The 13118-nt window shown below is 53.0% G+C and carries 16 protein-coding genes and 1 pseudogene; 4 read left to right on the top strand and 13 right to left on the bottom strand.

The genetic code is table 11. The features are described 5' to 3' along the window. Positions 1-331: 331 nt before the first annotated feature. Complete coding sequence (locus HFD97_RS06355; RefSeq protein WP_167431549.1) at positions 332-1420, bottom strand: acyltransferase; 1089 nt, start codon at positions 1418-1420, stop codon at positions 332-334. Between the two features lie 783 nt (positions 1421-2203). Here HFD97_RS06355 and HFD97_RS22470 point away from each other — a divergent pair. Beyond that, a complete protein-coding gene (locus HFD97_RS22470; RefSeq protein WP_167431851.1) occupies positions 2204-2593 on the top strand; it encodes an LD-carboxypeptidase in 390 nt (129 codons plus the stop codon). A 232-nt stretch (positions 2594-2825) separates the two neighbouring features. On the opposite strand, the gene HFD97_RS06345 is transcribed toward HFD97_RS22470, so the two are convergent. From HFD97_RS06345 to HFD97_RS22280, 3 genes are all read right to left on the bottom strand, one after another. Next, a complete protein-coding gene (locus HFD97_RS06345; protein WP_167431548.1) occupies positions 2826-3059 on the bottom strand; it encodes a KTSC domain-containing protein in 234 nt (77 codons plus the stop codon). A 207-nt stretch (positions 3060-3266) separates the two neighbouring features. Further along, positions 3267-3527, bottom strand: coding sequence for a hypothetical protein (locus HFD97_RS22285; protein ID WP_244319743.1), 261 nt, complete (start codon positions 3525-3527; stop codon positions 3267-3269). A 69-nt stretch (positions 3528-3596) separates the two neighbouring features. Next, on the bottom strand, positions 3597-3845 hold the full coding sequence (locus tag HFD97_RS22280) for a DUF2913 family protein (RefSeq protein ID WP_244319742.1): 249 nt from the start codon (positions 3843-3845) through the stop codon (positions 3597-3599). A gap of 311 nt (positions 3846-4156) precedes the next feature. Between HFD97_RS22280 and HFD97_RS06335 the strand changes: the two genes are divergently transcribed. Then, positions 4157-4471, top strand: a complete 315-nt coding sequence (locus HFD97_RS06335) for a hypothetical protein (RefSeq protein WP_127835178.1) — start codon at positions 4157-4159, stop codon at positions 4469-4471. Here the strand turns inward: HFD97_RS06335 and HFD97_RS06330 are convergent. From HFD97_RS06330 to HFD97_RS06300, 8 genes are all read right to left on the bottom strand, one after another. Then, a complete protein-coding gene (locus tag HFD97_RS06330) occupies positions 4468-5289 on the bottom strand; it encodes a DUF4225 domain-containing protein (RefSeq protein ID WP_167431547.1) in 822 nt (273 codons plus the stop codon). The two genes, HFD97_RS06335 and HFD97_RS06330, sit on opposite strands and share 4 nt — an antisense overlap. Before the next feature lie 212 nt (positions 5290-5501). Then, positions 5502-5999 (bottom strand): hypothetical protein, encoded by a 498-nt coding sequence (locus tag HFD97_RS06325; RefSeq protein WP_167431546.1) that lies wholly within the window; start codon positions 5997-5999, stop codon positions 5502-5504. Between the two features lie 265 nt (positions 6000-6264). Further along, a complete protein-coding gene (locus tag HFD97_RS06320; RefSeq protein ID WP_167431545.1) occupies positions 6265-6516 on the bottom strand; it encodes a DUF2767 family protein in 252 nt (83 codons plus the stop codon). An 828-nt stretch (positions 6517-7344) separates the two neighbouring features. After that, entirely contained in the window at positions 7345-8283 is a 939-nt protein-coding gene (gene repA / locus HFD97_RS06315) for a plasmid replication initiator RepA (protein ID WP_167434909.1), read from the bottom strand. Positions 8284-9147: 864 nt separating this feature from the next. Continuing rightward, a complete protein-coding gene (locus HFD97_RS22275; RefSeq protein WP_244319848.1) occupies positions 9148-9576 on the bottom strand; it encodes a DsbA family protein in 429 nt (142 codons plus the stop codon). A 30-nt stretch (positions 9577-9606) separates the two neighbouring features. Beyond that, positions 9607-9945 carry a hypothetical protein gene (locus tag HFD97_RS22270; protein ID WP_244319850.1) on the bottom strand — a complete coding sequence of 113 codons (339 nt, stop codon included), beginning with the start codon at positions 9943-9945 and terminating at the stop codon, positions 9607-9609. A gap of 71 nt (positions 9946-10016) precedes the next feature. Further along, positions 10017-10295: a hypothetical protein gene (locus HFD97_RS06305; protein ID WP_185155340.1), complete on the bottom strand. Its 279-nt coding sequence runs from the start codon at positions 10293-10295 to the stop codon at positions 10017-10019. Beyond that, on the bottom strand, positions 10292-10462 hold the full coding sequence (locus HFD97_RS06300; RefSeq protein ID WP_167434907.1) for a hypothetical protein: 171 nt from the start codon (positions 10460-10462) through the stop codon (positions 10292-10294). The genes HFD97_RS06305 and HFD97_RS06300 overlap by 4 nt, the downstream gene beginning before the upstream one ends. Before the next feature lie 209 nt (positions 10463-10671). Between HFD97_RS06300 and HFD97_RS06295 the strand changes: the two genes are divergently transcribed. Then, the gene (locus HFD97_RS06295; protein ID WP_167432538.1) at positions 10672-11277 is read left to right on the top strand and encodes a hypothetical protein; all 606 of its coding nucleotides are present in this window, start codon (positions 10672-10674) and stop codon (positions 11275-11277) included. A 496-nt stretch (positions 11278-11773) separates the two neighbouring features. Here the strand turns inward: HFD97_RS06295 and HFD97_RS06290 are convergent, their stop codons facing one another. After that, positions 11774-12169: a relaxosome protein TraM gene (locus HFD97_RS06290; RefSeq protein ID WP_167432537.1), complete on the bottom strand. Its 396-nt coding sequence runs from the start codon at positions 12167-12169 to the stop codon at positions 11774-11776. Positions 12170-12996: 827 nt separating this feature from the next. On the opposite strand from HFD97_RS06290, the pseudogene HFD97_RS22265 reads away from it, so the two are divergent. Then, positions 12997-13118 (top strand): annotated as a pseudogene (locus HFD97_RS22265) (lytic transglycosylase); the annotation flags it as partial.

The following is a 13118-nucleotide window of genomic DNA, read 5'->3' as shown; positions in this document are numbered from 1 at the left end:
TGCCAACAGAATCCAGACCATTGGGATCCACTACAGCATAAGTATTAGCATCGGCGGGCGCGATGCTGAGTAATGAATCAAAAGCGCTCTGCGTGAAGACACTAGGGCCACCTGTAAAAACGGATGGCGTAACAGTAGTTATTTCCGGAATCCCCGATATGGCCGATCGAGCTGAAACGGCTACCAGGCAGCATATAAGCCCCATCGAACTTTTCTTCATCATACAGGTTGTCACCTTATTAAAAATATGAACGTCAATATGGTTTGTACATGACGGACAACTAATGATACCTACAGATTCAGCCGGAGGCATTGATTCGCCCGAATCAAATTAATTTTTCCCCTGGGACTGGCTGGCTTCGGATACTCTTTTCAAAGAGAGATTACTGACAATTTTTTTTCCTAACTGCACTGACGGCATTTCAACCAGCTTGAACATAACCGCCGCTATTCCGGTGCTTACTGCAACTGAGAGTAAAAAAACTGCCGGATTTCCGTTTTGTAGCGCTGATGACGGTAACGCTTTTAGTATAAAAATCAGTACCGGGTAATGAACCAGATACAGTGAGTAAGAAATATCCCCCAGAAATGACAGCGCGCGAATGTTTACGGTTTTTGTATGGCAGCTCAGCGTAATGACCGAAGCCATAATTACCAGCGCCGGCCAGAATCCCCCGCTCATGCCGAAAACCTGCGGCCCGGTGAGGGTGACAAAAGTAATGGCTAAAGCGAGAGCCACCCACGCCACTGCCCGGATAACGCGGGAGTCGCTGATTTTGTCATTCACCATCAGTTCTGCCAGGAACATGCCCATAATGAATTCGAAAAAAACCGTGTTGCTGGCAATTTTAATCCAGCCCTGCCACCAGTGCGGGACAACCATTTCAGGCGATACCTGTGAGGAAAAGCTGAAACTGCCGTTATAAAAGAGCTGAAATCCTATCATAGCAGCCATAAAAATCAGTGCACAAAGAGTACTGCGGTAGCGATAACTGAGACTCATGGAAAGGGCAAAAACGGCGTAGAACATGACTTCATAGGACAGCGTCCAGGGGGGGCCGAGTGGGCTGTAACCAAACGTCGGCCCCTGCCTGGTGAAATCCTGAAGGCAGAAATAAAGCACACATGACATCTGACCGACTGTCCGTTCAGGATAAACAAAGACAAACGAGGCCAGCCAGACCAGAAAGAGTGGAGGCCATATGCGGAAAAAACGCTTAATCAAAAATGTACCGGCTCCCTCCGGCGCCTGGCGGGTGATGAACGTCATAATGAAACCACTGACGATGAAAAATATGTCTACGCCAAGGGCGCCGGGAATGTGGCTTGCCCGGTATTCGCCCAGAAAGGCAGAGTTATGTGCAACGACCACAAGCAATGCCGCCAGCCCGCGTACGTACTGAATACTCAGAATCCTCACTGTTATACCGCCCCCATTCAGTCAGTAATTATTCAGTTTTATTTAACTTATCAGTATTATCCATGTCAGGCCAGATATCGACCGGAACTAAAATGAGCAGGAGGCATAACCGGTCATACAGCAGGTTCTCCACCCTGACAAACCCACTTTGACGTTCTGTACTAGCACCTCACCGGCATTTGGCTTGGGTTATTACGTTTACCACCGTTATAAAATACTGTTTCGGGCGCCGCTTTTCAGTGCCGGTGTTAATCAGAGTAATGACTGAATTTTGTGGGAGTTGTGTTATTTTATCCGGGCGGTGAATCCCCCTAAGCGGCGGGGCTGAGCCACAAAAGGGGTGAAAGCCTTGGCCAATAAGCGGGTCAGGTTGTGGCTTTTCCTGACTCACCGGGAGGCACCCGGCACCGCTCGGTTTTTCTCAGGGGAAACTGACAGACGTAAACAAACGGACGAAATAGGCTCTGCCCTCCGGGCAGCCGGCACGCCCTGAACAGCTGCCGTTTTCAGCAGACAAAAGCCCTGCGGAATTCTCTGCAGGGCTTTTTATTCACCACTGTCAGCAGAAAGTGACGGCTTTTGTCGTTTAACCTCCGTCAGGAAGCACTGACAGTATTCAGGAGGATAAATATGACTCAGATAAATAAAGGCACCAGATTCACGTTACCTCTGTTTTTGCTTTTCCTGTCCGGAGGTACGCTCCCTTCACATCCCCACATTAAGAAAAAACATGGTACCTACCGAAACGCCTGTAAATAAGAGTGTTCCGGTCAGAAGGGAAAAATATACCTGATTGCAAGCTCGTCGCAGTATGAAGAAAAGGTCATTCCTGAATTTGAGGAGGCGTTCTCCCGCCTGTGCTACGCCACGGATCAGCATTATCCTGACCAGAAGCCGAACCGGCCTGGTTATGTCAACACCGATGAGAAACAGGCAAAAATGCTCACCGACGCGCTCAGTGACCTAAATGTGCACTATCTCTGGTTTGTCAGAGGTGGTTCAGTAGATCTGAACCCTTACCCTGCTCTCCGTTCAAACCAGAAGTGTATTTCCCCACCCACACCGAAAGTCATCGTCGGTTTCAGCGATGTGACGGCCGTTCACAGTATTGTTAACCATGAACTTAACTGGCCCGGCGAGCATGCCTTGTTGCTGCTTACAGCAGGGACATGAATGAAACTGACAAAAGAAAACGCTTAATCTTAACAGCAGCCTCGCGGTCTCATGGGATGGGTTACTCCGGCGTCGAGCTGCTGAACCCCCAGGCCGTTAAAACGGCCATCAATTTTTCTCTCCCGGAACTGGCAACCCAGGATACCGGGCGCGCGCTGAACGCCGGGCACCGGTGCGGCGCAGGCGGCAGCAGGCCGCGGAAGACTATGATGCCTATGCGCAGATGATGGCGTCAGACACCGCGCCGCAGGCTGAGGCTACCCCGGAGGGAAATATAGCGCCCCTCGATGCTGCTCCTGAAAAATGCGTCGCCGTCCGCGGCCGCGCAGAAGGCCTGGTACACCTTTGCCGGCACCGCGAGCCAGCGCCGGCACGCGCCGTTCCGATACTCCAGTTCCAGCACGCCGGTGGTCGGATCGTAGCCCGCGCTGCGAAACAGCTGAGACGTCATTTCATGCCTGTTCATAGTGTGGTTCCTGTCAGGGCCATCGCTCACGTGGCCGCCGTCCGAAAAAGTGGGGTGCCGCCCGGCAGCTCCCCCGTTCAGGGAGTAAAATCAGACGATTTATTATTCAGATTACGTGGGTGTTGTTACCGGTCGCCCGCCGTGAAACCTGAGCCGGCGCGGAGGTTCACTGTAGTCTGAGAAGTTCGTCAGCTTTCCGTCCTGCCTTCACTCTGCACTGAATCCGTCCGCGAGGAGAAGCTGATGTTCATCAGAACCTCCGGCCGCTCCACGGCGCCAGCCCGAACGCTGCAGCAGCTTATCCAGCGCAGCCAGGTCGCCGGTGATGCGCATAGGCAGGGGACTGCGCTGCCGTCCGTGCTCATCAAAGCCGGTTTCCAGTGCGCTGCGCCTGAGATAAACACCGGAAACGGAGGAGTTGAGCGGCAGCTGGCGGCGGCCACTCCATTCGTTTTCTGACAGCACCATATAAATCCAGCCGGTGAGCTTCACGACGTGCAGGTCGTTCTGCGCCTGCAGGTGGCCGTTTCCGGCGCGTCACAGGTATTCCAGCTTGCCGGGCAGGTCGGCGCGCAGGCCCTTCTCCCGCCCCTCCTTCAGCAGCCAGCTGATGTCACTCGCCAGCGCCCGGGGAAAGCGACGCTGTTTTTCGGCGGTGGCCAGCCAGCGGGTCAGAAACAGGTTGTCCTGTGCGGGTGAAGTCACGAGCCCGTCGCGGCGGGCGATATGCAGCGCAATCAGGCCGCACCACGCCAGGTGACTGACGTTCAGGTTGTCGTTATTCATAAGCAGCGTCCTTCATGCCGGACCACATGAAAAAATGGCCCTGAAATACGGCATTTTATGACATCATCAGGCCTGAGAAAACCCGGCGGAGCCGGCAGGAGGTTCAGCAGCACGGCCTGACTTTATCCGGCTGGCTCCGCAGGTGTTCAGTCCCGCAAATCAGGGCGGGAGCAGGCGTAATGAGAGCGGTCCTGGTTGCAGGGACCGGGTTGATAGATTAAATACCGCTCCGGATTGCTGAGGTCGATTGACAGCAAAAATTCTGCTATATCTGCGTGCTGACAGGTTCAAACAATTTAGGGATGAAGGTAATGTTAGTCAGTGAAGAGGGGTTGCTGCGTTCCGGCTTCAGTTCTGCGGAACTGCAGGCAGTTAAAAACAACGTCGAAAGTTATGGCGGGACGCTTGAGCTGGCCATCCATGACCTGGCAAGGCGATTTAACAGAATGCTCTGGACGGTAGCGGTTTTTCTGGCAATTTTTGTTATCCTGGTGCTGTTCAGTTCAGGGATAAAAATAATTGCCGGCGGCATATCTTTCCTGTTGGGTATTGGCTTTATGATACTCAGCCAGCCCCCGGTGCTTTGCTACAAGTCATGGCGATACTGGCGGGCTGTGCAGTCTTAGTGCGACGAGTTATCGACCGTCAGCAGGTCAAAAACTACCTTCGCTTTTAGCCCATAGCCAGCAATACGCATAGTAAGTTTGGGCTTACTCATGCTATCTACTTTGCGGTAATAGTCTCTGGGCATCCATCTGAACAGGCGCAATACCCCGGCTTTCCTGGCCGCGCCAAAAACACCATAAACGCTGGCAGATAATGTGGCCGCATTATATATAGCCAGACCCGTCTCAGGCCTGAATCCTAAAAATTCAGCGCCGGCCATTGCCGCATCTCCGAATATACCTTCGGAATGAGCACTCCCTGGCGGTGAAAAATGGTTAATGATTTCCTGAGAGAGCCCATTGATGCCGTCGCTTACCAGTACAGCACCGGCCAACATCCCGATTGCAGGCATCGAGGTTATCATCGCCAGCCCGGTGAACAGGGCAATGCCCGATATGGCAATATGGACAGCAGACAGGGTATAACCAACAATTTTGTTATTCTCCCAGACAAATTCGACCTTCGCGTACAGTTGCGCCGTCTTGATTTTCAGCAACCTGTCCTGCTCAGCCAGATTCTCAGATTCTTCACGAAGGTTTTTTATGCAGGCCATGCATTCTTCGTCAGTCCTTGCCCGTCTGGCGATCGCAAACTGACCTTCAATGACATCCCTTATTTCCTGCACAAACTGAAGTCGTATGAGTCCATCCCTTATGTGAAATCCGGCTACACGGTTAGCTGTTTCAATCAGCTTACGGGCTTCAAGATTCACCATCGTTTCTGCCCAGGCCTTATTGCGCCCGTTTGAGCGCATCATAGCGAGTAGAGCTTCATCCATTTCACAGTTCCTTTGACTGGCCGATGATTTGATATTACTTAATCAGTTCCATCCGTAAAATGAGAAATTAATCCGGGCACCGGGTTTACGCATATTCGGAACCCTCAGCGTCAGTTTTCGCTTTGTTGAGCATCAGCCCCAATTTGAGGGCTGACGGGCAGTGTGCAGCCCGCCCTCTATGCCGCGTCAGCGGCATATGTCATTGTCTTTACTCATTTTTTAAAATCAGAAAAAACATCATCTGTGATTTGCGCAGTAAACCGAATACCTCTTGGCAGCTCAATATTTACACTTTTTTCAGAGTTAAGCTGAACAGCCACTGGAGGAACCGGAACTGATTCAATGACGTCGCCTACCAGTTTGCCGTTCACATATCTCTGGGTATCGTAGTAGTTGATAACACCGGAAATTTCTGCTTTGTAACCTCCATTATTTTCAACAAGATCGATATACAGAGTGGTTGCGTTAAATTTTCTTTCCAGCGCATCGTGGAATTGTTTTCCCGGAAGAGGCGACAACGAATAGAGGCGGATGTGACGGACATTGTCCTCCTTGATGTAGCTAAGTACCGGATCTGTATATCCTGCTTTTCCGGAAACAGGAGACTGCATTTCCGTTTTCAGATAGAGGGGAGCAGAAGATTGCGGTTTTGTTGCACAGCCTGTCAAAAGAACAGCTGCAGCCAGAGTTAAGCTGGTTAATAGTTTCATTTTATTCCTGTTTCTATGCGGGATCTGTTCAGTATATCGGCTGAATTATACGTGGCTTGATACCATTTATAACGAGGATTTTGACAGAAGCAGGCAAGCCCCCCTGAATGCCGCATGAGCAGCATGGGGGCGTCAGAAAGCATTCAGGACGGCGCTGATGCCATCGGGCGCAGTGAGCCCGGCGGAGCCGGTTACAGCGCCAGAACCACAGAATAAACTGGCCCTGATATTTGGCATTTCAGAACGTCATCAGCCCTCAGAGAGCTCAATCGCCGCCATCGCGGTGCCTCTCCACAACCTCCTGGTCAGGATAGATTTCCAGCGTATCGATCGCACTCAGCATGGCCGTTTCCATCTCCGGCGACCACGCCTGCGTTCTGGCCAGTTCTCCGCGGATAAAGCCGGCAATCCTCATCCGCGTGGTTTCAAGACCATCGCCGGCCATGGCCATAACCACGGCGCCGATCATGGTGTAAACCCTCTCCAGCTCCCCGTGCTGCTGTTGAGCCATCTGCATCGCACTTACCTCTCAGACGTAGCCGGACGGGCGAGCAGTGCGCAGCCCGTCCTGTGAATGCCGCGTGAGCGGCATGGAGGCGCCAGAAACCGTTCAGGACGGCGCTGATGCCATCGGGCGCCGTGAGCCCGGCGTAGCCGGTTACAGGGCCGATGGTGGCGAAAGCCCAACCCCGCCCTGACCGACGCAGTTTAAGCAGCGGCCTGTTAGCAGCTTATCAGTCAGACGGTCGGAGACGAAAGAAAGAAACCGCGGGCCTCTGAGCATAAAGCGGCTCAGATTCAGTAGTTACAACACCCATTAATCAGCCACTGCAGTTCCGGCCCTAGGGGCCGGGCGGCGGAGGCTGTTCAGTGGGGGCAACCGGGCTTCAGGTACGGCGCGGGTCCGGTCTGAGAGGGGCTGCATGATTCAGAACTGGCTGACCACAGTGAACTCCTTGTTTGTTGTAACTATTTGCATTATCCGGGGCCCGCGTCAGCGGGAGCTATTTCAGATTCTGAGCGGCGCGGACGCTTGCGGCCGCTGCAAGCGAAGGCATTTACTTATCTCCGCAGAATGCCTGCATGAAAAAGATCTTATCTTTATGAAGATCTCTTACTGACGTAAGTCAGGAGTATCTTGCAGGTAACACCGACAGTAGTTGCAGGTAAGCCATGCATATTAATTGCGGGTAACTGTGGATAAAAATAACGGCCTTAGCCGTCGGGCGGAATATCTGCTTTTTTAAGGCGGAATTAACGGCGGGACGCACGCTCAGAACCGGCGTTCTGTCCCCGGCACAAGCGGCTTTACCGCCAGTCAAGGCGGTAAACAGAGGAGGAGGCGCTAGTGTACCCGGTCAGGTACCGGGGGGGCGGGCTCGTAGTCCAGCCCGAGATCGAGCTGGCGGAGACTCTTCCAGACCAGGCGGTCAAACTCATCCGGGGAGAGTTTCATCCACTCGTGCGCCGGTCGCATGCGCAGCAGTTTGGCCATCGCATTGCGCCTGTCATCGAGAGAAAGTTTACCCAGCCTGTTCCGGCGCTTGTTCCGGGACGCCTTTTCACGGCGGCTCAGCAGCGTGGCCATGCGCATATTTTCATACCATCGCCGGCGCGCGGCGCGCACGGAGGCGTGCGTCCCGGGCTCAATAATGCCGTCGGCTTCTGCCTCCAGGCGGGCGTTACGTTCAGCCAGGAACTTATCCATGTCGATGCCGCACAGCTGCCAGAAGCGGTCCGTCAGGACGATGTGGCGTGGCATACAGTAGCCGGTGGCCGGGTCCGTTTCCAGGTCCGGACGCTCAATCAGGCCAAAACGCTCCCACTCCTCAAACAGGCGCGAAAGCCGGGATGGCTCAACGCGCGTTTCCGGTATAACGTTGCCGTTTTCATCTTTCGGGCTGAGCTCGTCGGCCAGCTTACTCCCGTTGAAGGTAACCACAGAGGTGGCTAAGTCCGCGCGCTGAATAACCAGCGGCCAGGTCGCATCGTACAGCGCCTGTTTTTCCGGCCGGAAATCGCGTTTGCGGCCGGCGGCCTCGCGCAGCTGCACAAAATACGGGTGACGGGACATGCGCTGGCGCAGCATCATTTTGCCGGTGCGTTTGTCTTTCATAACGAGCCGGCTCATGGCGTGCCCCATCTGTCCCGGCAGGCGCCGGAAGTTATCGGGTGCAAACCATTCAGGGTTTGAGCACTTGCAGGCAACGGAGTGATCGCCGCGACGGCGTCCGTCATTTTTGAGGTTCGGGCGGTTTAACCCGATTAAAATCTGGTCATTCACCCTCTCCCGAACTTATGGCGGACAGGGGTTGTCTTATGAAAAGCATGCGTTATAATCCTTCACAGGCCAGCGCCTGCTTTTGGACCCCCTGATTTCTGCCGCCTTCCGCCAAGTTGATGACAGATTTCGGGGGGTTTTTGCATTCAGAGCCCGGTGAAACGTGGGCTCCATACCCTGGACGTTTTTACGGATACGTCCTATCCGGTTGATTCGTTCCCGCTCCGCGCATGTCCGGCCACAGGTTTACTGCACACCCTCATCATCAACCACCACAGTATCTGACAAGGATCTAAAAAGGATCGCCGCCCGGCGAATTCTGAAAAGAATACCCATCTCACCCGCTTAAATCCAGCACAGTTTGCTCATAGCACGAATCGTAAGGATAAAAAAAGTTCACCGATAAACTTTACCGTGACCGGGTTCACATCTGCGAGCGGACTTAATCCAAATCACGCGTCTGGCGGGACGGCGATGTCCGGAAGAGGTATTCACTGATATTCAGGCAGCCGGCTGTGGCGGGGTCGCAGACAATCGCTTTTAACTTACGACGGGCAGGGCGGTCAGGCTGAGGCGTACCGCAGCACCGCGAGGAACGAACAGCCTGAGCGGCGTGGTCGTCATGGGGTAAAGGTTCTGGCGGAATCGCCGATATCCCGCACAATGCCCACTGGCTGGCGCTAAAGGGCAGACTGACATGTTTTTGCTTCCCGGCTCCGTGCCGGGATTTTTTATGGCCACATGCGGTAAATGGTTTGACAGAATGGCGGACGCTGTCTCATGCTACCGGCGGGATTTCCTTTGTTTGGTGGTGTTATTCCGTTTGGGATAATGTGCCCGGCCCTCTGTCACGCAGGCCGGGTTTTTTTATCCCTTTTCTGCACGCGCTATGGCCTGCTGCATGACCTGTTCACTGACCACACCCGGGATAACCGTAGTGTTGTCCGGCGTGGCGTTTTCGGCCGGCATCACGATAATGCCCGGCGTTCCCCTCAGCCCCAGCATCTCAGCCAGGGCTGCATTGTTCTCCGTAACGTGGTCAGACATGGCTTTATCCTCGTCTGAAGCCGCACCCGCACCGGCCGCGGCGGCGACCTTCTCAATGTCTTCTGCCGTCAGTTTTCCTTCATTATGCCCGGTCCGGTAAATACCGTTGTGAAATGCCATGTACGCATCTGCCCCCTGCTTCCGGTAAACACCCAGTCCGCGGTGCGATGCCTGCGATGACTCCGGATAGCGGGCGGCAAAGATGGTCCAGTCCCGGAACGCAAAGCGCACACCGGCGTTTGCAGCCATCACTTTTTCCATCACCGGCGCCATCATGCTTCAGGCACTGCATTCGTAGTCAAAAAACTCGGTCACGATGACTTTTGAGTCCGCCGGCCCTTTGGCGGGCACACCATCCAGCTGCATCAGCAGCCGGTGTGTTTTCAGCGCTGACTGCACGTAAGCCTGCTGCTGCATGGCCTGCTGCCGTGCCTGCAGCTTTTTGCTCACCTCAATGAGTACGTCCGGGTGCGCGACCAGATAGTCCGCCGCAATCTCGCCGATGCGGGCCTGCTGCTCCGGGGTAAACGCTTCAGCGCTGGCGGCACCGGCCTGTACTGTAAACAATGCAGAGCTTATGGCCAGAGCAATGCTGGCCATCTTAAGGGGCTTTTTCATGATTTATCTCATATGCCTGCGGAGGCAGGCTGAAGGTGACGCGGCCGCACTGAGGACGGCCGCAAAGGATATTAACGTTCTTTCTGTATGTGACGGGTGATTTCCGGGGCAGGTAACTCCCTCTCAGGCTCCCGCCCCCGCGCTTCAGGGGGCAGGCTGACCTGCGCCTGCAGGTTGAGTTCGCGCGCGGCACTGGCCAGCGCCGCTGACGGGATTTCCGGCTGAGCCGTTTTAACTGCAGACCGCGAACGGTTGAGTTCTTCCTGAACCTGGCGGACCACGGCAGCCGGGGCCGCGCCGTCGCTGCCTGCTGCGGCAGCCTGCCTGACGCTGTCCGGTATACCGCTCACTGACAGCGCACCGAGCACGGCGCGCACCGCAGCATCAGATAACGGTGAATCAGGGTAAAGGCGCGTCGTGCGATGCCGATAAGTCCCTGTGCCGCCGTTCCGCTGCGCGGCGGGCAGGCTTCCGCAGACCCCTGCACCAGTGCAGGGTGTGACGTGACAACTTTCATGTGTAAAACCCTCGATTTGAGTTAAAGAAATGTCAGTGTGCGTAAACAGACGTAACGCGCCGTAAGTGTACATTTTCTCAAAAAAAAAAAATCTGTGACGGATGTCACACTTTTAAGGACTCTCATGCATTTTTTTAGGATTAATCCTTAAATGCGGTGGCGTACGCTTGCTGCCTGTACGGTTGAACTCCTGAAGGCGGTTCTGAAACATGAAAGTGAAAGAGAGTATGGGCGACGGTCGCGGCCGTCCGAGGAAATATGCCAGAGGAGAAATGCAGTACCGGAAATTATGGCTGCCGGAAAATCTCCTGATGGAGCTGCGCGTGGCTGCACGCGTCAGGCGATATACCACCAACGATGAAATTATCAGCCGGCTTATTGCGTCGATGCACTTCTCGCCACGCAGGCACATTATAAAAACAGATGAGGGTCAGCGGCTGGTTGCGCTGGCGAGGATGTTCGACGAGTTTATTCAGTCCAGGCTGGATATTATCCGTGAAGAATATCAGCCGGATGAATCGGTACGTGCGGAAAAGAAACCGTTCGTTCCGGGAAAGAATCGTGCATTCAGCAGCAGCTTTCCCGAAAATCTGCGACGGGATATGGAAATCAGCGCCCGCTTTAACCGCCGGAGCATGAATATGGAAATACAGGAACGCCTGCTGGACTCACTGAATTATTTAACGGAGCAGCAGCTGCCTGAAAATGAAGAGGTCAGGCGACTGCGGGAGCTGGCGATATTATTTGACGAGTTCATACTGGAAAAAGTTGTTGTGGCAGAAAACCCATTGTCAGATAAAAAAACGGAGACGTGAGTCAGTTACCTGACCCTTCACGCGGTTATAAAAGAAGTTTCAGATAACACTTCTTTTTTCACCTCACAGCAAAGGTTCGCGCATCGTTACAGCTGTACGGGTCATCCGGCTCGTACAGCGCTGGCAAAACCTGCCCTGAAAAGAAAGGAATAAAAAAGATATATAAATAAACGCGCCAGCAGAATGATTCTGTTCACGCATGACAATTATTATGCAAAAGAACCTCCGGTCCCGCAGAGATTGCAATATAACTGCCGCGGTGCGGTCTCTGCTGTTATTCACTGCTCAGCTGGTGATGTCACATCCACAACGACGACTTAAGACGTTAATAACAGACAGGCTGAGATATTATACTGTGTAAGGTCAGCGGACTGAGTAACGTCACCAGAAAGAATAAACCGGACGTGACACTGACAGGGGGCTGGTGCTGAGGCTGAAGTGACGCCGGCAATAAATCACTCAGTAGTTATTCATTACCGGTAATATAAAGGGTCAGTTAATTCTGCTCTTCCTTAATAAAATGCTTACTCTCCGCCTTATCCTCTGCGGAGCTCATTCCTGTCAGGTTCTGGTCAATCATCTCCTCAAGCGCCTGCGGCCCGGCCTCACCGCGGATATGCAGATACATTTCCGTCAGCATCGCCATCATGATGCTGGTTCCTTCGCGCGTGCCTGCAACGCGACGTATTAAGTCGCGGTTAAACTCCTCCAAATCAAACTTATTTGCTTCACCCTGATGTTTCTTTACCATCAGACCGATACCTACCAGTTCATTCACCACGGAGGAGAAGTTAACCTCACCGTGGGTTGCGCCGTTCTGCAGCTCTATCTGCACCAGCTCCTGGACTTCTCTTTCGGTTTTTTCTTTGAAGTAAATGTTTCTGCGCGCCATTCCCGTATTCCCTGTAAGACAGGGTATATTTTACCCTGCCTTTTTGATTTATTTAAAAAATATTTCCTATGCGGCACCAGCGTTACTGCCGCATTCGGATAAGATTGCCCTTCCTGTATTATTTACCTCGTTTTCAGTGTGTGTCAATCCGGCACTGTTCATTTAATCCGGCTGGTGTGTTAATCAGGCACTGCACCTCAGTTCTGTGTGTGTGTCAATCCGGCACTATGTACGCTTTCAATACGTAAATCGCGACTTCAGTCTTTGAAAAATGTGTGTCAATCCGGCACCGTACCGGCTTTTGATGTGTGTTAATCCGGCACCACAGGTCTTTTTCATGTGTGTTAATCCGGCACTGCACACTAATATACCATGCATAACAATATGTTTTTATTAAATAGCTACAATCAGCACACACCACAGTGCCGTTTGCAGTGCCGGATTAACACACAATCAGGCACTGTACTAACACACAATCAGGCCCCCCATTAACACACAATCAGGCACTGTAAAGTGTGTGAATTAACACACAATTTTCATCATACAGCTAAAAAACAGCTAAATATTATAGTTAAACTCATGATTTTAAAAAACTAAACTGCAAGATTACATCTTGCGTAGGGTGTGATGGAAATTTACCTCTGAAGAGCGGCTTGTTAATTAACCCTGTCTTACTGAATTCTTTATATCCCGGCCGAAGTTCGTCACATGCCCGTCAGCGCACTGTGCGCGTCTGTAACGAATTTTCTTGCAAGTGATGATCTGAGCGCGTATTTTTCACCCGAACCCGCCTGGCGCATTACGCGCATGCACGTGAGATTATCAGAATGAAATGGTCAGCTGTCTTCGGGCTTGCCGCTGTATTCAGCGCACAGGCCGCGCCGGAAATGTGTTTCACAAAGGCCGGTCAGGATTTCGGTATTGATCCGCGTCTGCTGATGGCGCATTC

The organism is Pantoea sp. EKM103V, assembly GCF_011800365.1.
Taxonomy (GTDB): domain Bacteria; phylum Pseudomonadota; class Gammaproteobacteria; order Enterobacterales; family Enterobacteriaceae; genus Pantoea; species Pantoea anthophila.
This window is presented reverse-complemented; position numbering and strand designations above follow the sequence as displayed.

Coding starts and splice junctions, on each gene's coding strand:
- HFD97_RS06300 (WP_167434907.1), bottom strand. CDS start 10,462: ATGAAAGTTGTCACGTCACACCCTGCACTGGTGCAGGGGTCTGCGGAA.
- HFD97_RS06345 (WP_167431548.1), bottom strand. CDS start 3,059: ATGAACAGGCATGAAATGACGTCTCAGCTGTTTCGCAGCGCGGGCTAC.
- HFD97_RS22285 (WP_244319743.1), bottom strand. CDS start 3,527: ATGGTGCTGTCAGAAAACGAATGGAGTGGCCGCCGCCAGCTGCCGCTC.
- HFD97_RS06325 (WP_167431546.1), bottom strand. CDS start 5,999: ATGAAACTATTAACCAGCTTAACTCTGGCTGCAGCTGTTCTTTTGACA.
- HFD97_RS06290 (WP_167432537.1), bottom strand. CDS start 12,169: ATGGCGCGCAGAAACATTTACTTCAAAGAAAAAACCGAAAGAGAAGTC.
- HFD97_RS22270 (WP_244319850.1), bottom strand. CDS start 9,945: ATGAAAAAGCCCCTTAAGATGGCCAGCATTGCTCTGGCCATAAGCTCT.
- HFD97_RS22275 (WP_244319848.1), bottom strand. CDS start 9,576: ATGGCTGCAAACGCCGGTGTGCGCTTTGCGTTCCGGGACTGGACCATC.
- HFD97_RS22280 (WP_244319742.1), bottom strand. CDS start 3,845: ATGAATAACGACAACCTGAACGTCAGTCACCTGGCGTGGTGCGGCCTG.
- HFD97_RS06330 (WP_167431547.1), bottom strand. CDS start 5,289: ATGGATGAAGCTCTACTCGCTATGATGCGCTCAAACGGGCGCAATAAG.
- HFD97_RS06295 (WP_167432538.1), top strand. CDS start 10,672: ATGAAAGTGAAAGAGAGTATGGGCGACGGTCGCGGCCGTCCGAGGAAA.
- HFD97_RS06320 (WP_167431545.1), bottom strand. CDS start 6,516: ATGCAGATGGCTCAACAGCAGCACGGGGAGCTGGAGAGGGTTTACACC.
- HFD97_RS06335 (WP_127835178.1), top strand. CDS start 4,157: ATGTTAGTCAGTGAAGAGGGGTTGCTGCGTTCCGGCTTCAGTTCTGCG.